General features: G+C 56.4%; 12 protein-coding genes. 8 read left to right on the top strand and 4 right to left on the bottom strand.

Annotated features, from left to right (window positions below; all coding sequences use genetic code 11):
• The first annotated feature begins 51 nt into the window (after positions 1–51).
• From cmoM to HMPREF3096_RS27160, 7 genes are all read left to right on the top strand, one after another.
• A complete protein-coding gene (cmoM, locus tag HMPREF3096_RS27190; protein ID WP_008805865.1) occupies positions 52–852 on the top strand; it encodes a tRNA uridine 5-oxyacetic acid(34) methyltransferase CmoM in 801 nt (266 codons plus the stop codon).
• Complete coding sequence (mukF, locus tag HMPREF3096_RS27185; RefSeq protein WP_008805866.1) at positions 849–2,171, top strand: chromosome partition protein MukF; 1,323 nt, start codon at positions 849–851, stop codon at positions 2,169–2,171. The genes cmoM and mukF overlap by 4 nt, the downstream gene beginning before the upstream one ends.
• Positions 2,152–2,856: a chromosome partition protein MukE gene (gene mukE, locus HMPREF3096_RS27180; protein ID WP_004150840.1), complete on the top strand. Its 705-nt coding sequence runs from the start codon at positions 2,152–2,154 to the stop codon at positions 2,854–2,856. Before mukF ends, mukE begins: the two co-directional genes overlap by 20 nt.
• On the top strand, positions 2,856–7,304 hold the full coding sequence (mukB, locus tag HMPREF3096_RS27175; protein ID WP_012968616.1) for a chromosome partition protein MukB: 4,449 nt from the start codon (positions 2,856–2,858) through the stop codon (positions 7,302–7,304). Before mukE ends, mukB begins: the two co-directional genes overlap by 1 nt.
• A gap of 200 nt (positions 7,305–7,504) precedes the next feature.
• Positions 7,505–9,295, top strand: a complete 1,791-nt coding sequence (gene ldtD, locus HMPREF3096_RS27170; protein ID WP_012542312.1) for a L,D-transpeptidase — start codon at positions 7,505–7,507, stop codon at positions 9,293–9,295.
• A 303-nt stretch (positions 9,296–9,598) separates the two neighbouring features.
• Positions 9,599–10,150 (top strand): YcbK family protein, encoded by a 552-nt coding sequence (locus HMPREF3096_RS27165; protein ID WP_004201403.1) that lies wholly within the window; start codon positions 9,599–9,601, stop codon positions 10,148–10,150.
• Between the two features lie 13 nt (positions 10,151–10,163).
• Positions 10,164–10,811, top strand: a complete 648-nt coding sequence (locus tag HMPREF3096_RS27160; protein WP_008805870.1) for an MBL fold metallo-hydrolase — start codon at positions 10,164–10,166, stop codon at positions 10,809–10,811.
• A 76-nt stretch (positions 10,812–10,887) separates the two neighbouring features.
• On the opposite strand, the gene HMPREF3096_RS27155 is transcribed toward HMPREF3096_RS27160, so the two are convergent.
• The 4 genes from HMPREF3096_RS27155 to HMPREF3096_RS27140 all read right to left on the bottom strand — a co-directional run bounded on the left by HMPREF3096_RS27155 (position 10,888) and on the right by HMPREF3096_RS27140 (position 15,974).
• Positions 10,888–12,078 carry an amino acid aminotransferase gene (locus HMPREF3096_RS27155; protein WP_023339853.1) on the bottom strand — a complete coding sequence of 397 codons (1,191 nt, stop codon included), beginning with the start codon at positions 12,076–12,078 and terminating at the stop codon, positions 10,888–10,890.
• Between the two features lie 187 nt (positions 12,079–12,265).
• Positions 12,266–13,345, bottom strand: coding sequence for a porin OmpK35 (gene ompK35 / locus HMPREF3096_RS27150; protein WP_008805872.1), 1,080 nt, complete (start codon positions 13,343–13,345; stop codon positions 12,266–12,268).
• 591 nt (positions 13,346–13,936) lie between these two features.
• Entirely contained in the window at positions 13,937–15,337 is a 1,401-nt protein-coding gene (asnS, locus tag HMPREF3096_RS27145; protein WP_012542310.1) for an asparagine--tRNA ligase, read from the bottom strand.
• 175 nt (positions 15,338–15,512) lie between these two features.
• Positions 15,513–15,974 carry an Lrp/AsnC family transcriptional regulator gene (locus HMPREF3096_RS27140; protein WP_002898209.1) on the bottom strand — a complete coding sequence of 154 codons (462 nt, stop codon included), beginning with the start codon at positions 15,972–15,974 and terminating at the stop codon, positions 15,513–15,515.
• Between the two features lie 311 nt (positions 15,975–16,285).
• Between HMPREF3096_RS27140 and dpaL the strand changes: the two genes are divergently transcribed.
• Positions 16,286–17,497 (top strand): diaminopropionate ammonia-lyase, encoded by a 1,212-nt coding sequence (gene dpaL / locus HMPREF3096_RS27135; RefSeq protein ID WP_004199498.1) that lies wholly within the window; start codon positions 16,286–16,288, stop codon positions 17,495–17,497.
• Positions 17,498–17,602 lie beyond the last annotated feature (105 nt).

The following is a 17,602-nucleotide window of genomic DNA, read 5'->3' as shown; positions in this document are numbered from 1 at the left end:
CGGCGTGGGTATGACAAAATAGCGGTTTTGTGTTGGCTTGTGGAGTCGCCCGTGCAGGATCGCAATTTCGATGACATTGCTGAAAAGTTTTCGCGCAATATTTACGGCACCACAAAAGGTCAGCTGCGCCAGGCGATCCTCTGGCAGGATCTGGAACCGCTGCTGGCGCAGCTGGGGCCGGGACCGCTGAGGGTGCTGGATGCCGGCGGCGGCGAAGGGCAAACGGCCATTAAAGTGGCGCAACTGGGCCATCAGGTGACGCTGTGCGATCTCTCCGCTGAAATGGTGGCGCGCGCCCGCCAGGCGGCCGTCGATAAAGGTGTGATCGACAACATGCATTTTGTACAATGCGCGGCTCAGGATATTGCGCAGCATTTGGAAAGCCCGGTTGATCTGGTACTGTTTCATGCGGTGCTGGAGTGGGTGGCGGAGCCCCAGGAGGTGCTGCGTACGCTGTGGTCGACGCTGCGTCCTGGCGGTGGGCTGTCGTTGATGTTCTACAATGCTAACGGCTTGCTGATGCACAATATGGTGGCCGGTAATTTCGATTACGTACAATTGGGCATGCCAAAAAAGAAAAAACGCACGCTGTCGCCGGATTATCCGCGTGAGCCGCAGCAGGTTTATCACTGGCTGGAAGAGATTGGCTGGCAGATTGTCAGCAAAACCGGCGTGCGGGTGTTTCATGATTATCTGCGTGAAAAACGCCAACAGCATGACAGCTATGCGGCGCTGCTGGAGCTGGAAACGCGCTACTGTCGTCAGGAGCCGTATCTCAGCCTGGGCCGTTATATTCATGTCACCGCGCTTAAGAGCCAGGCTCATAGCCGCAGATGCAAGGATAAAGTATGAGTGAATTTTCCCAGACAGTCCCCGAACTGGTTGCCTGGGCCAGGAAAAATGATTTTTCTATCTCGCTGCCGGTCGACAGACTCTCTTTTCTGCTGGCGGTCGCCACGCTGAACGGCGAACGGCTGGAAGGGGAAATGAGCGAGGGAGAACTGGTGGATGCGTTCCGCCACGTCAGTGATGCGTTTGAGCAGACCAGCGAAACCATCAGCCAGCGCGCCAATAATGCGATCAACGATTTGGTGCGCCAGCGTCTGCTGAACCGCTTTACCAGCGAAATTACCGAAGGCAATGCGATCTATCGCCTGACGCCGTTGGGGATCGGGATCACCGATTACTATATCCGTCAGCGTGAATTCTCGACGCTGCGTCTCTCAATGCAGCTGTCGATCGTCGCTGGCGAGCTGAAGCGTGCGGCGGATGCGGCAGAAGAGGGCGGGGATGAGTTCCACTGGCATCGCAATGTTTTCGCTCCGCTGAAATATTCCGTGGCGGAAATTTTCGACAGCATCGACCTGACGCAGCGCATTATGGATGAGCAGCAGCAGCTGGTGAAAGACGATATCGCACAGTTGTTAAATAAAGACTGGCGCGCGGCGATTTCCAGCTGTGAACTGCTGCTGTCGGAAACCTCTGGCACCCTGCGCGAACTGCAGGATACGCTGGATGCGGCGGGGGATAAACTGCAGGCGAATCTGCTGCGCATTCAGGATTCGACCATGGCGCGCGACGATTTGCATTTTGTCGACCGGTTGGTATTCGACCTGCAAAGCAAACTCGACCGCATCGTCAGCTGGGGTCAGCAGGCGATTGACCTGTGGATCGGCTACGACCGCCATGTGCACAAGTTTATCCGTACCGCTATCGATATGGATAAGAACCGCGTCTTCGCCCAGCGTCTGCGCCAGTCGGTACAGACCTATTTTGATGAACCGTGGGCGCTGACTTACGCCAACGCCGACCGTCTGCTGGATATGCGCGATGAAGAGATGGCGCTGCGCGATGAAGAGGTCACCGGCGAACTGCCGGCGGATCTCGAATTTGAAGAGTTTAACGAAATTCGCGAGCAGCTGGCGGCGCTGATCGAAGCGCAGCTGGCGGTCTATAAAGAGAAGGGAATACCGCTGGACCTCGGCCTGGTGGCGCGGGAGTTCCTGGCGCAGTATCCGCGCGGACGTCACTTCGACGTGGCGCGGATCGTCGTGGATCAGGCGGTACAGCTGGGCGTCGCCCAGGCAGATTTCACCGGACTGCCGGCAAAATGGCAGCCGATTAATGATTACGGAGCCAAGGTACAGGCGCATGTCATTGACAAATATTGAACAAGTGATGCCGGTTAAGCTGGCGCAGGCGTTGGCCAATCCGTTATTTCCGGCGCTGGACAGCGCCCTGCGCGCGGGCCGTCATATCGGTCTCGACGAGCTGGATAATCACGCATTTTTGATGGATTTCCAGGATTACCTGGAAGAATTTTACGCTCGCTATAACGTCGAGTTGATCCGCGCACCGGAAGGGTTCTTCTATCTGCGCCCGCGCTCCACCACGCTGATTTCGCGCTCGGTGCTGTCGGAGCTGGATATGATGGTGGGCAAAATTCTTTGCTATCTCTATCTCAGCCCGGAGCGCCTGGCAAACGAAGGGATTTTCACCCAGCAGGAGCTCTATGACGAGCTGCTGACCCTGGCGGATGAATCCAGGCTGCTGAAGCTGGTGAACAATCGTTCCACCGGTTCGGATCTGGACCGCCAGAAGCTGCAGGAAAAAATGCGCGCGTCGCTTAACCGCCTGCGCCGTCTGGGGATGGTGTGGTTTATGGGCCATGACAGCAGCAAGTTTCGCATTACCGAATCGGTATTCCGCTTTGGCGCCGATGTGCGCGCCGGCGACGACCCGCGCGAGGCGCAGCGCCGCCTGATCCGCGACGGGGAAGCGATGGCTCTGGAAAATCACCTGCAGCTCAATGATGAGAATGAAGAAAACCAGCCGGATAGCGGGGAGGAAGAGTAATGATTGAACGCGGTAAGTTTCGCTCGCTAACGCTGGTTAACTGGAACGGTTTCTTTGCCCGGACCTTTGATCTTGATGAACTGGTGACCACCCTCTCCGGGGGGAACGGCGCGGGTAAGTCCACGACCATGGCGGCTTTCGTCACGGCGCTGATCCCGGATTTAACCCTGCTGCACTTCCGTAACACCACCGAAGCGGGGGCCACCAGCGGCTCACGCGATAAAGGCCTGCACGGTAAGCTGCGCGCCGGGGTGTGTTACTCGGTACTCGATGTGATCAACTCCCGCCACCAGCGCGTGGTGGTCGGCGTGCGCCTGCAGCAGGTTGCCGGGCGCGATCGTAAAGTCGATATTAAACCGTTCGCCATTCAGGGACTGCCGACCTCTATCCTGCCGACCCAGCTGTTGACCGAAACGCTGAACGATCGTCAGGCGCGCGTGGTCAGTCTCAATGAGCTGAAAGACAAACTCGAGGCGATGGAAGGCGTCCAGTTTAAACAGTTCAACTCGATCACCGAATATCACTCGCTAATGTTCGATCTGGGCGTGGTGGCGCGTCGTCTGCGTTCCGCCTCCGATCGTAGCAAATACTACCGCCTGATTGAGGCCTCGCTGTACGGCGGGATCTCCAGCACCATTACCCGCTCGCTGCGCGACTACCTGCTGCCGGAAAACAGCGGCGTGCGTAAAGCGTTCCAGGATATGGAAGCGGCGCTGCGGGAAAACCGCATGACGCTGGAAGCCATTCGCGTAACCCAGTCTGACCGCGATCTGTTTAAACACCTGATCAGCGAAGCCACCAACTACGTGGCGGCGGACTATATGCGTCACGCCAACGAGCGGCGCATTCACCTGGATAAGGCGCTGGAGTATCGTCGCGATCTCTTTACCTCGCGTTCGCAGTTGGCGGCCGAGCAGTATAAGCACGTCGAGATGGCGCGCGAGCTGCAGGAGCACAACGGCGCGGAGGGCGATCTGGAAGCCGATTACCAGGCCGCCAGCGATCACCTGAACCTGGTGCAGACCGCCCTGCGTCAGCAGGAAAAAATTGAGCGCTACGAAGCGGATCTCGATGAGCTGCAGATCCGTCTGGAAGAGCAGAATGAAGTGGTGGCGGAAGCCACCGACCAGCAGGAAGAGAACGAAGCCCGCGCCGAAGCCGCAGAACTGGAAGTGGATGAGCTGAAAAACCAGCTCGCCGACTATCAGCAGGCGCTCGACGTCCAGCAGACCCGCGCCATTCAGTATAACCAGGCGCTGCAGGCGCTGGAGCGCGCGAAGGCGCTGTGCCATCTGCCGGATCTGACGCCTGAGAGCGCCGACGAGTGGCTGGAAACCTTCCAGGCGAAAGAGCAGGAAGCGACGGAGAAAATGCTGTCGCTGGAACAGAAAATGAGCGTGGCGCAAACCGCGCACAGCCAGTTCGAACAGGCGTACCAGCTGGTGGCGGCGATTAACGGCCCGCTGGCGCGTAATGAAGCCTGGGACGTGGCGCGCGAATTGCTGCGCGACGGCGTTAACCAGCGCCATCAGGCCGAGCAGGCGCAGGGGCTGCGCAGCCGTCTCAACGAGCTGGAACAGCGTCTGCGCGAGCAGCAGGACGCCGAGCGTCAGCTGGCTGAGTTCTGCAAACGCCAGGGCAAACGCTACGATATCGACGATCTGGAAACGCTGCATCAGGAGCTGGAAGCGCGCATCGCGTCGCTGGCCGACAGCGTCTCTAACGCTCAGGAACAGCGCATGACCTTGCGTCAGGAGCTGGAGCAACTGCAGTCGCGCACCCAGACGCTGATGCGCCGGGCGCCGATCTGGCTGGCGGCGCAAAACAGCCTCAACCAGCTGTGCGAGCAGAGCGGCGAACAGTTTGAGTCCGGCCAGGAGGTCACCGAATACCTGCAGCAGCTGCTGGAGCGCGAGCGCGAGGCTATCGTTGAACGTGACGAGGTCGGCGCCCGCAAGCGTGCCATCGACGAAGAGATCGAGCGACTCAGTCAGCCGGGCGGCTCTGAAGACCCGCGTCTGAACGCGCTGGCGGAGCGCTTTGGCGGCGTCCTGTTGTCGGAAATTTATGACGACGTTAGCCTCGAAGATGCGCCGTACTTCTCCGCGCTGTATGGCCCATCGCGCCATGCGATCGTGGTGCCGGATCTGTCGCAGGTGGCGGAGCAGCTCGAAGGGCTGGAAGATTGTCCGGAAGACCTGTATCTGATCGAAGGCGATCCGCAGTCCTTCGACGACAGCGTGTTCAGCGTTGACGAGCTGGAAAAAGCGGTGGTGGTGAAGATTGCCGACCGCCAGTGGCGTTATTCACGTTTCCCAACGCTGCCGCTGTTTGGTCGCGCGGCGCGCGAAAATCGCATCGAAACACTGCATGCTGAGCGTGAGAGTCTCTCCGAGCGTTTCGCGACCCTGTCGTTCGACGTGCAGAAAACCCAGCGTCTTCACCAGGCTTTCAGCCGCTTCATTGGCAGCCATCTGGCGGTGGCTTTCGAGGACGATCCGGAAGAAGAGATCCGCAAGCTTAACAGCCGCCGCGGCGAGCTGGAGCGTGCGCTGAACGCCCATGAGAGCGATAACCAACAGAACCGCGTGCAGTATGAGCAGGCGAAAGAGGGCGTGTCGGCGCTCAACCGCCTGCTGCCGCGCCTGAACCTGCTGGCGGATGATACGCTGGCTGACCGCGTGGACGAGATCCAGGAACGTCTGGACGAAGCGCAGGAGGCAGTGCGCTTTATTCAGCAGCATGGCAATCAACTGGCGAAGCTGGAGCCGATCGTCTCGGTATTGCAGAGCGATCCGGAGCAGTTTGAGCAGCTGAAAGAAGATTACGCCTATGCGCAGCAAACCCAGCGCGATGCGCGTCAGCAGGCTTTCGCGCTGGCGGAAGTCGTGCAGCGCCGGGCCCACTTCAGCTACTCCGATTCGGCGGAGATGCTCAGTGGCAACAGCGATCTCAACGAGAAGCTGCGCCAGCGTCTGCAACAAGCGGAATCTGAGCGTAGCCGCGCGCGCGAAGCGATGCGTAGCCACGTTGCGCAGTTGAACCAGTACAACCAGGTGCTGGCCTCGCTGAAGAGCTCGTATGACACCAAAAAAGAGCTGCTCAACGATCTGTATAAAGAGCTGCAGGATATCGGCGTGCGCGCCGATGCCGGGGCGGAAGAGCGCGCGCGTCAGCGTCGTGACGAGCTGCACACGCAGCTGAGCAACAACCGCTCCCGTCGCAATCAGCTGGAAAAAGCGTTGACCTTCTGCGAAGCGGAAATGGACAACCTGACCCGTAAACTGCGCAAGCTGGAACGCGATTACTGCGAAATGCGTGAGCAGGTTGTCAGCGCCAAGGCGGGCTGGTGCGCGGTGATGCGTCTGGTGAAAGACAACGGCGTCGAACGTCGTCTGCATCGCCGCGAGCTGGCCTATCTCTCTGCCGACGAACTGCGTTCGATGTCGGATAAGGCGCTCGGTGCGCTGCGTCTGGCGGTCGCCGATAACGAACATCTGCGCGACGTGCTGCGTATATCGGAAGATCCGAAACGTCCGGAGCGCAAAATCCAGTTCTTCGTCGCCGTCTATCAGCATCTGCGTGAGCGTATCCGTCAGGATATTATTCGTACCGATGACCCGGTGGAAGCGATCGAGCAGATGGAGATCGAGCTCAGTCGTCTGACCGAAGAGCTGACCAACCGCGAACAGAAGCTGGCGATCAGTTCCCGCAGCGTGGCGAACATTATTCGCAAAACCATTCAGCGTGAGCAGAACCGTATCCGGATGCTCAACCAGGGGCTGCAGAGCGTCTCGTTCGGCCAGGTCAACAGCGTGCGTCTGAACGTCAACGTGCGCGAGACCCACTCGACGCTGCTGGATGTCCTGTCTGAACAGCATGAGCAACATCAGGATCTGTTTAACAGCAATCGCCTGACCTTCTCGGAAGCGCTGGCCAAGCTGTATCAGCGCCTCAACCCGCAGATCGACATGGGGCAGCGCACGCCGCAAACCATCGGCGAAGAGCTACTCGACTACCGCAACTATCTGGAGATGGAAGTGGAAGTTAACCGCGGCTCCGACGGCTGGCTGCGCGCGGAGTCCGGCGCGCTGTCGACCGGGGAAGCGATCGGTACCGGGATGTCGATTCTGGTAATGGTGGTGCAGAGCTGGGAAGATGAGTCTCGTCGCCTGCGCGGCAAGGATATCTCGCCTTGCCGTCTGCTGTTCCTCGATGAAGCGGCGCGTCTCGACGCCCGCTCCATCGCCACGTTGTTCGAGCTGTGCGAACGTCTGGAGATGCAGCTGATTATCGCGGCGCCGGAAAATATCAGCCCGGAAAAAGGCACGACCTATAAACTGGTGCGTAAAGTGTTTAATAATCACGAACACGTACACGTTGTCGGCCTGCGCGGTTTTGCCGCACCGGTACCGGAAGCACTGCCGGGTACGGCCGACGCCTCCTGAGGCTGCGGCTAAATTCTGGCGGCTAAGCGCTGAAAAGGGCAACGTTAAGTTGCCCTTTTTGCTATCCAGCCTGGTATGTCTGGGTGGTATAATCTTTAAGCTTCTTTACATTAGGTAAGGCAAAAGCCTTTTCGTCTTTATATACTGTGATAAAGCCCACTAATTTGTGGGCGGCAATGTGTGACAACAGGGGGCAAGGGATGTTGCTAAAGAAACGGTATGGTCGTCCATTGTCAGCGCTCAGCCTGAGCCTGGCACTGGCATTTGCTCCGCTGTTCAATGTCCAGGCCGCAGAGCCTGAAGTCGTACCTGGTGATAGCTCCGCTACGCCTGGAGAGCTTTCCGTCGCGCTGACGCAAAGCGATGGGCAATCGCCGGCGGTCGCGAAGCTGGCCGGTGAGCAGCCGCTGTCGATGGAGGCGGCCGCAAACAGTCGCGCCCAGATCGAGGCGCTGTTGCCGGCAGGGTACAAACCTGTCTTTATCAATCCGCTGGTGTCGCTGTACGCCGCCAGGGATATGAAACCGATGTGGGAGAACCGCGAGGCGGTGCAGGCGTTCCAGCAGCAGCTGGCGGAGATCGCCATCGCCGGTTTTCAGCCGCAGTTTACCACCTGGGTCAGCCTGCTGACCGATCCCGCCGTCAGCGGCATGGCGCGCGATGTGGTGTTGTCGGATGCCATGATGGGCTATTTGCACTTTATCAGCGGCATCCCCACCCAGGGGACCCGCTGGCTATATAGCTCGACGCCGTACAAGATGGCGACCCCGCCGCTATCGGTGATTAACCAGTGGCAGCTGGCGCTGGACAATGGCTCCCTGCCAGCGTTTATCGCTGGCCTGGCGCCGCATCATCCGCAGTATGAGGCCATGCACCAGTCGTTGTTGGCGCTGGTGGCTGATTCTCGCCCGTGGCCGCAGATGACCGGTAGCGGCTCGCTGCGCCCCGGCGAATGGAGCAATGATATCGGTGCCCTGCGCGAGATCCTCCAGCGTACCGGGATGCTGGACAATACCGCCAATATCGTTCTGCCCGGCGATGTGGTGAGCCCGTCGGCGAAGAAAAAGAGCAAACCCGCGGCGCGCGGCGTGTACGATCGCCAGCTGGTGGAGGGGGTTAAGCGCTTTCAGGCCATGCAGGGGCTGGGTGCGGATGGCGTCATTGGCCAGTCCACCCGCGACTGGCTCAACGTCTCTTCCGCGCAGCGTGCGGGGGTGCTGGCCTTGAATATTCAGCGTTTACGCCTGCTACCGGGCAAACTGTCGACCGGCATTATGGTGAATATTCCCGCTTTCTCGCTGGTCTATTACCAGGATGGCAGCCAGGTGCTGGCCTCGCGGGTGATCGTCGGGCGTCCGGACCGCAAAACGCCAATGATGAGCAGCGCGCTGAACAACGTGGTGGTCAATCCACCGTGGAACGTGCCGCCGACGCTGGCGCGCAAAGATATCCTGCCGAAGGTGCGTAACAATCCAGGCTATCTGGAGCAGCATGGCTACACCGTGATGCGCGGCTGGAACAGTAAAGAGACCATCGATCCTTATCGGGTCGACTGGTCGACCATCACCGAGAATAATTTACCGTTCCGTTTTCAGCAGGCGCCTGGAGCGCGTAACTCACTGGGCCGCTACAAGTTTAATATGCCGAGTTCAGATGCTATTTATCTGCACGATACGCCGAACCATAATCTGTTCCAGAAAGATGTTCGCGCGCTCAGCTCCGGCTGCGTACGCGTCAATAAGGCCTCGGAGCTGGCCAATATGTTGCTGCAGGACGCGGGCTGGAACGACACGCGTATTTCCGATGCCCTGAAGCAAGGGGACACGCGCTATGTCAATATTCGGCAAAATATACCGGTGAATTTATATTACTTAACGGCTTTTGTGGACGCTGATGGACGTACACAATATCGAACAGATATTTACAATTACGATCTCACCGCGCGATCCAGTGCACAAATTCTGACGAAAGCTGAACAATTAATCAGGTAAATGAAGTAGTTCAATGGATTTTGTTGTCCTAGCACTGGGTAAAAAAGGGCGCTGCTCCTCTGCAGCGCCCGATTTTCCTGGGGTGAGGCTGCCTTGACGTTGGCAATAATGCCCGGTAAGGTGCCTTTCGTGCGCCAGAAGTGCATATACATATCATTCCGCTCAATGCGTAGCGCAGTCAGCGCGAACGCTCTCCTTTGCCGGACAGCATCACGGCTGTGGCGAGCGATGGCGAGCTGGCGGTTAGCCTCGCGCGATGCGGAAAAAGTATATAACGATTCATTGACTGTAGACCTGATTATCATGGACAAATTTGACGCTAATCGCCGCAGATTGCTGGCGTTGGGTGGTGCTGCGCTGGGTGCTGCCGCCATTCTCCCTGCGCCGGCATTTGCCACCCTCTCGACCCCCCGTCCGCGTATTTTGACGCTGAATAACCTGCATACCGGTGAATCGCTCAAGGCGGAGTTTTTCGATGGCAGAGGCTATATTCAGGATGAATTAGCAAGACTTAATCATTTTTTCCGTGATTACCGCGCGAATAAAATTAAGTCCATCGATCCAAATCTGTTCGATCATCTTTATCGGTTGCAGGGATTGCTTGGCACCAACAAACCTGTCCAGCTTATTTCTGGTTATCGTTCCCTCGATACCAATGATGAGCTTCGCGCACGAAGCCGTGGTGTGGCAAAACACAGCTATCACACCAAGGGGCAGGCAATGGATTTCCATATTGAAGGTATTTCGTTAAGCAATATTCGCAAAGCGGCGTTATCTATGCGCGCAGGTGGTGTAGGATATTACCCACGTAGTAACTTTGTGCATATTGATACCGGTCCCGTAAGGCACTGGTAACGAAAGGAGCGTCATGAACTATCGTATTATTCCGGTTACCGCGTTCGCGCAGAACTGTTCTCTCATCTGGTGCGAACAAACCCGCCTGGCGGCGCTGGTCGATCCTGGCGGCGATGCTGAACGTATCAAAGCGGTGGTGGCGGAGGCGGGCGTCACGCTGATGCAGATCCTGCTGACGCATGGCCATCTCGATCACGTCGGCGCCGCTGCGGAACTGGCGCAGCATTATGGCGTACCGGTTATTGGTCCGGAAAAAGAAGATGAGTTCTGGCTGGAAGGATTGCCGGCGCAAAGCCGGATGTTCGGCCTGGAGGATTGCCAGCCGCTGCGTCCGGATCGCTGGCTCAATGAAGGCGATGTGGTCAATGTAGGGAATGTGGCGCTGCAGGTACTGCACTGTCCGGGCCATACGCCGGGTCACGTTGTCTTCTTTGATGACGCTTCCCGATTGCTCATTTCCGGAGACGTGATTTTTAAAGGCGGGGTGGGGCGCAGCGATTTTCCACGCGGCGACCATGGACAGTTGATTGCGGCCATTAAGGATAAGCTGTTGCCGCTGGGCGATGACGTGACCTTTATTCCCGGCCATGGTCCGCTGTCGACGCTGGGTGAGGAACGTCGTAACAACCCGTTCCTGCAGGATGAGATGCCGGTCTGGTAACAGACATGACGCGAACACATAAAAAAGGCCGCATTCGCGGCCTTTTTCTTTTATCTCGCTTAGAGCACGCTGTCGCTTACAGTACTGCGACGATGGCTTCGCACAGCGGCGCCATATTGTCAGGCGTCATCCCGGCCACGTTGATACGTCCGGAAGCAACCGCATAGATGGCGAACTCTTCACGCAGGCGCAGCACCTGCTCTTTAGTCAGGCCGCTGAATGAGAACATGCCGTTCTGCTGGCTGATAAAGCTGAAGTCGCGGCTCGCGCCTTTCTCCTGCAGGGTGTTGACGAACAGCAGGCGCATACGCTGGATGCGCTGGCGCATATCGGTCAGCTCCTGCTCCCAGATCGCACGCAGCGCATCGTTGCTCAGAATGGTGGCGACCACGGAGGCGCCATGCGCAGGCGGGTTGGAGTAGTTGGCGCGGATCACCGATTTCATCTGACTGAATGCGCGGTCCACGGCCTCCTGATCGGTGGCGACCAGCGTGCAGGCGCCGACGCGCTCATTGTACAGGCCAAAGTTTTTCGAGTAGGAGCTGGCGACCAGCAGCTCTTTGTGCAGCGCAGCAAAGGCGCGCAGACCTTCAGCATCTTCTTCCAGACCGCGGGCGAAGCCCTGGTAGGCGAAATCAAACAGCGGGAGCCAGCCTTTTTCCACTGACAGCTGAGCCAGCTGCTGCCACTGGTCGAGCGTCGGATCGATACCGGTCGGGTTGTGGCAGCAGCCGTGGAACAGCACCACGTCGCCGGCCTGGGCTTCGGTCAGGCTGGCCAGCAGACCCTCAAAGTCCAGCGCATGGTTAGCGGCGTCGTAGTAGGTATATTCGCGCACTTCCAGCCCGGCAGAGGTAAACACGCTCTTGTGGTTCGGCCAGCTTGGGTTGCTCACCCACACGCGTTTCACGTCGGTGTTTTTGGCGAGGAAGTCAGCCGCGACACGCAGAGCGCCAGTACCGCCTGGGGTCTGCGCAGTACGGGCGCGTTTATCAGCGATAATCGCATTGCCTTTACCGAACAGCAGCTCCTGGGTGCAGCGACCAAATTCAGGAATACCATCGATGCCCAGATAGTTTTTAGTCGTTTCATTTTCCAGCAGGTACTGCTCTGCTTTCTTGACGCTGGTCAGAACGGGTGTTTTACCGGTTTCATCCTTGTAAACACCAATTCCGAGGTTAATTTTTTCAGGGCGGTCATCGGCACGAAACAGATCGGCCAGACCTAAAATCGGGTCGGCTGGGGCGGCGGTAATGTTCTCAAACATGACGAGGTTCCATTGTGATTACTGAAGGGAAATCCGCTATCAGGTTAACGGGAGAATAACGAATTGCCAACCGTTTGCGATAAAAAGCGAGAAGGTTTTCGAAAGATACGATCTTTGCCTCACGAAAACAGAAAAGCAGGACCGAAGTCCTGCTTTGAAGGCATATCACGAAGGGGTGTACTGCAGATTAGAACTGGTAAACGATACCCACGGCCGCCTGGTCGTCGGTGGCTACGCCAGCCGCTTTGGTGTAATCGTTGTCGTCCAGCTGGTTGAATTTATACGCAGCGTAGACGTTCATGTTCTTGTTGAAGTAGTACCAGGTACCCACTTCGATGTATTTAACCAGATCCGCATCGCCGCCGGAGAAGCCAGCACGTGACTGCAGGTCTTTACCTTTGGTCTGCACGTAACCGATGGACGGACGCAGGCCGAAGTCGAACTGATACTGTACGACAGCTTCAAAGTTCTGGGTTTTGCCCGCGAAGTGGTTATCTTCTTCCGGAGTCATGTTGTAGGTCTGAGAGTACATGACCGCTGCATAGACGTTGTTGGCGTCATATTTTGCAGAGGTTGCCCAGGCTTCGGCTTTGTCGCCATTGCCGTCAGCTTTCTGATCGACGCTACGGTTGGAGCCGGAGTAGCCTGCAGACAGCGCGATACCGTTGTCGAACGCGTAGGTGGCTGCGGTGCTGAAGCCGTCGCCATTCTGCTTGCGAACCGCACGGTCGTGGTCGTTTTTACCCTGGTACTGCAGCGCGAAGCTCAGGCCGTCAACCAGACCAAAGAAGTCAGAGTTACGGTAGGTTGCCACGCCGTTGGTACGGCCGGTCATGTAGTTGTCGGTGTAGTTCCAGCCGTCGCCGCCCCATTCAACCAGCATATCGGTTGCTGCTTCGACATCGTAGATCGCGCCGTAGTTACGGCCGTAGTCGAATGAACCGTATTCGCCCGCTTTCAGACCCGCGAACGCCAGACGGGTTTTCGTCGGTTGGGAACCTTCAACGTTGGACGCATCCATGTTGTATTCCCACTGGCCGTAACCGGTCAGCTGATCGTTGATCTGAGTTTCGCCTTTCAGGCCGATACGGGCATAGGTGGTATCGTCGCTGCTGGTGTCGCCATTGGTGGTCCAGACGTGCTCGCCGACCATTTTCCCGTAGAAGTCCAGTTTGTTGCCGTTTTTGTTATAGATTTCTGCAGCGTTGGCTGCACCGGCTACCAGCAGGGCAGGGATCACCACTGCCAGAATATTGCGCTTCATCATTATTTATTACCCTCATTAATATTTTTTATATGAACACGTGCCACTGCCGTCAATAAGTTCTGTCAATAAAAACTTACAGAACCATTGATGAGAGTTTGGTGTCTGAAGGCATCTTTCCATCCGCGACAACGTTTCGCTAGCCGGAAAATGCTACGAATATCTCATATGAGTAACAAAACGAAAAATCATGTAACTAAATGTGTATTTTGGGGAACTTTGTGAACTTAATCAAAATTCCGTTCCACCTGATGAGGTAAAACGCCATTGCTTATCTATCTATATGAATTATTTATGATTAATTTGGATAAGCGGCAATTCGTTCATTTTATGTGTTGAATTCGTCTTCTTTTTATTCAGCCTCTGTCTTGGCAAGACGTGCGGCGCATGGTTAAAAAATGAGCAAATTTATCAGGGGTTTTGCTCTGATATGAACATAAAGTGCGATCTGCATCACCGGTGTGCACCGAAACAGTGCGTAACATAAATGTGATTTCCAGGCCTTGATGTTTAAGTTTGTTGAATTTTGCTAACAGTAATTGACATAAAAAAAGGCCAGCTTGCGCTGGCCTTTCAGGTTGATGTCAGAAAAACTTAGAATGTCGCGTTGCGCGGGGTACGCGGGAACGGAATGACATCGCGGACGTTCTGCACGCCGGTGACGTAAGCGATGAGGCGTTCGAAGCCCAGACCGAAGCCGGAGTGCGGTACGGTGCCGTAGCGGCGCAGGTCGCGATACCACCAATAGTCTTCTTTGTTGAGCCCCATCTCTGCCATACGTGCGTCCAGCACGTCGAGACGCTCTTCACGCTGGGAACCACCGATGATCTCGCCGATACCCGGCGCCAGGACATCCATTGCCGCGACGGTTTTACCGTCTTCGTTAAGGCGCATGTAGAACGCCTTAATGTCTTTCGGGTAGTTTTTCACCACCACCGGCGCTTTGAAGTGTTCTTCAGCCAGATAACGCTCGTGCTCGGAGGAGAGATCCACGCCCCAGTAAACCGGGTTCTCAAACTGCTTACCGCAGTTTTCCAGGATAGTGACGGCATCGGTGTAATCCACCTGAGCAAAATCAGCGGAGACGAAACGCTGCAGACGGTCGATAGCGTCTTTGTCTACGCGCTCGGCGAAGAACTGCATGTCATCCGCACGCTCTTCCAGTACCGCCTTAAAGACGTACTTGAGCATCGCTTCCGCCAGACCAGCAACATCGTTGAGGCTCGCGAAGGCGACTTCCGGCTCCAGCATCCAGAACTCCGCCAGGTGGCGGCTGGTGTTGGAGTTTTCGGCGCGGAAGGTTGGGCCGAAGGTGTAGATTTTCGACAGTGCGCAGGCATAGGTCTCGCCGTTCAGCTGGCCGGATACGGTCAGGAACGACTCTTTACCAAAGAAGTCTTTATCGAAGTCGACTTTGCCCTGATCGTTACGCGGCAGGTTTTCCAGATCCAGCGTCGACACGCGGAACATTTCGCCGGCGCCTTCGGTATCGGAAGCGGTGATCAGCGGGGTGGAAACCCAGAAGAAGCCCTGTTCGTCGAAGAAACGGTGCAGCGCCTGCGCCAGGGTATGACGCACGCGAGCTACCGCGCCAATCAGGTTGGTGCGCGGACGCAGGTGCGCTACTTCACGCAGATACTCGATGCTGTGGCGCTTGGCCGCCATCGGGTAGGTGTCCGGGTCTTCCACCCAGCCGGTGACTTCCACGCTGGTCGCCTGGATCTCAAAGCTTTGACCCTGGCCCTGGGAAGCCACGACTTTACCGGTGACAATCACCGAGCAACCGGTGGTCAGACGCAGCACTTCCTGATTGTAATTGGGCAGAGAATTATTAATAACGGCCTGTACAGGATCAAAGCAGGAACCGTCATAGACGGCGAGGAATGAAAAGCCAGCTTTAGAATCTCGGCGGGTACGCACCCATCCGCGGACCGTGACTTCGCTGTCAACGGCAACGCGGCCCTGGAGTACGTCGGCTACAGGCACAACGCTCATAATAATCTCTCTATGTAGTCCAATAAAAAAGTCTCTTCCCCCAACAGCGGGGGGATATCTATGTTACCTGTCATCTTCCATCAGACAAGTAGATTTCGCACAGGGAAGGGTGGATTTCGGAAATAAATACACCTCCGGGGCGTTCTTTGGCTCCCCATGTCGACTTTTACACGACTTACTCGATAATGACCGTCATTTCCTGCTTCGCATTTTGCATCGACACGATGGTCCGGAAAGACTTGATATTTCCCGAGGCAAAAAAGAGTTCACGGGTTAGCGCTTCGTATTCCGCCATATCACGGACGTTGATCACGAGCAGAAAATCGAAGTCGCCAGTGACATAGTAGACCTGCTGCACTTGCGGACAGGTTACGAAACGCTGTTTATCCTCCTCAAGCAGATCGAGACGTTCATTCTCAATGGTCACCTGCACCATAATGGTGATCGGTCTTCCCACTTTACTGGCGTCCACTAAGCTAACACTGCCTTTAATCACTCCTGCATCCTCCAGTGCAGCGATACGCCGATTGACTGCCGAAGGAGACAGGCTGATCCGATCGGCGATCTCCCGTTGCGACAAGCGATTATTACGCTGCAAGAGCGTAAGAATTTTTTTATCCCATGCGTCAAGTTTCATCATATATCTCGTCCTGCAAGCCTGTGATCAACCTCACTAATGCAACGTTGTTGCGTGAGAATGATAAAACAGAGTGAAAATTGCGGCGCGATGGGCAACTTTGCGCCAATTAACCGCCGGGCGCAGTGTACCATCACAGGCAGTGGGAAAGCGGTATATCGCGACAAAAAGCCTCTCACATTCTGACTTAACCAATTTAAAGCGACCGTCCTGTCTCAGGCCGCACGGATCCGTGCACCCGTCGTTTAGGCGGAATGGTCGCAAATAACGTTATCGTCGCAGGACGATATGAAAATAGAGGTGCCTGAATAGTGGACACAATTAAATTTCAACTTAACGCCCGGCGGCAGCCCTATGGCCAGGGAGCAGACTTGAGTCTGCTGAATGAAAGCGTGGGGAACGAAGTGCTGGCATTCCATCAAAAATTTCCTGATTACCGGGTCACGCCGCTGCGTAAGCTGGAATTTTTAAGCCAGCGGCTGGGGCTGGGATCGATCCATATAAAAGATGAAGCGCAGCGATTCGGTTTGAATGCGTTTAAAGGACTCGGCGGGTCCTATGCGATGGGGAAATATCTCGCCGCTCTGCTTGAGCGAGATATTAATACGTTGAGCTTTGCCGAGCTTAATTCACCAGTGATTAAGGCGCGTATCAAGGACATCGTATTTGTGACTGCTACCGACGGTAACCACGGACGTGGCGTGGCGTGGGCGGCTGAGCAGCTTGGGCTGCGTGCGGTGGTGTATATGCCAAAGGGCTCGTCGCCGGTACGCGCGCAGAATATTCGCCGGCATGGCGCCGAATGCACGATTACTGAACTGAACTACGACGACACAGTTCGGCTGGCGGCCAAAACCGCGCGCGAGCAGGGATGGGTTCTACTCCAGGATACCGCCTGGCAGGGCTACGAGCAGATCCCCACATGGATCATGCAAGGCTATATGACCCTCGCTGTTGAAATCTGGCAGCAGCTGGCAGAAAGCGGAGCGCCGATGCCGACGCATCTGTTTTTACAAGCCGGGGTCGGGTCGTTTGCCGGTAGCATCATGGGATATTTCATCGAAAAGATGCAGCAGCAGGCTCCCACCATCATCATCGTTGAGCCGCACAAGGCGAACTGCCTGTATCGCTCGGCAACCATTAATGACGGACTGCCGCACAGCGTCGGCGGGGATATGTCAACTCTGATGGCCGGGCTTGCCTGTGGTGAACCTAACATCACCAGCTGGCCAATGCTCCGCGACCATGCCACCTGTTTTATTTCCGCCGACGATTGTCTGGCGGCCAACGGCATGCGCCTGTTGGCCGCTCCGCGACCAGGTACTGACGAACCTTTTGTCTCCGGGGAATCCGGCGCTATTGGCACAGGAGTGCTTTATGCGCTGATGACTCAACCGGCGTATCGCGAGCTTGCCGAATCGCTGCGCCTGAATGCCGATGCACAGGTTCTGTTAATCAGCACGGAAGGAGATACATCACCCGATGTCTATGAAGACATCGTCTGGTTTGGCCGTAATGGTTGAGCGCTATCGACAATAACAAGGGGGCCATCTTACCTACCCTACAAGCCCTCGGTATGACAAGCGTTCTGACTCATAACGAAAACATACGCGCTTTCGCGTCATGCA

The organism is Klebsiella sp. HMSC25G12 (genome assembly GCF_001807705.1).
Classification (GTDB): domain Bacteria; phylum Pseudomonadota; class Gammaproteobacteria; order Enterobacterales; family Enterobacteriaceae; genus Klebsiella; species Klebsiella variicola.
The sequence above is the reverse complement of the archived record's forward strand: the minus strand, read 5'-3'. Positions and strand labels throughout refer to the sequence as shown.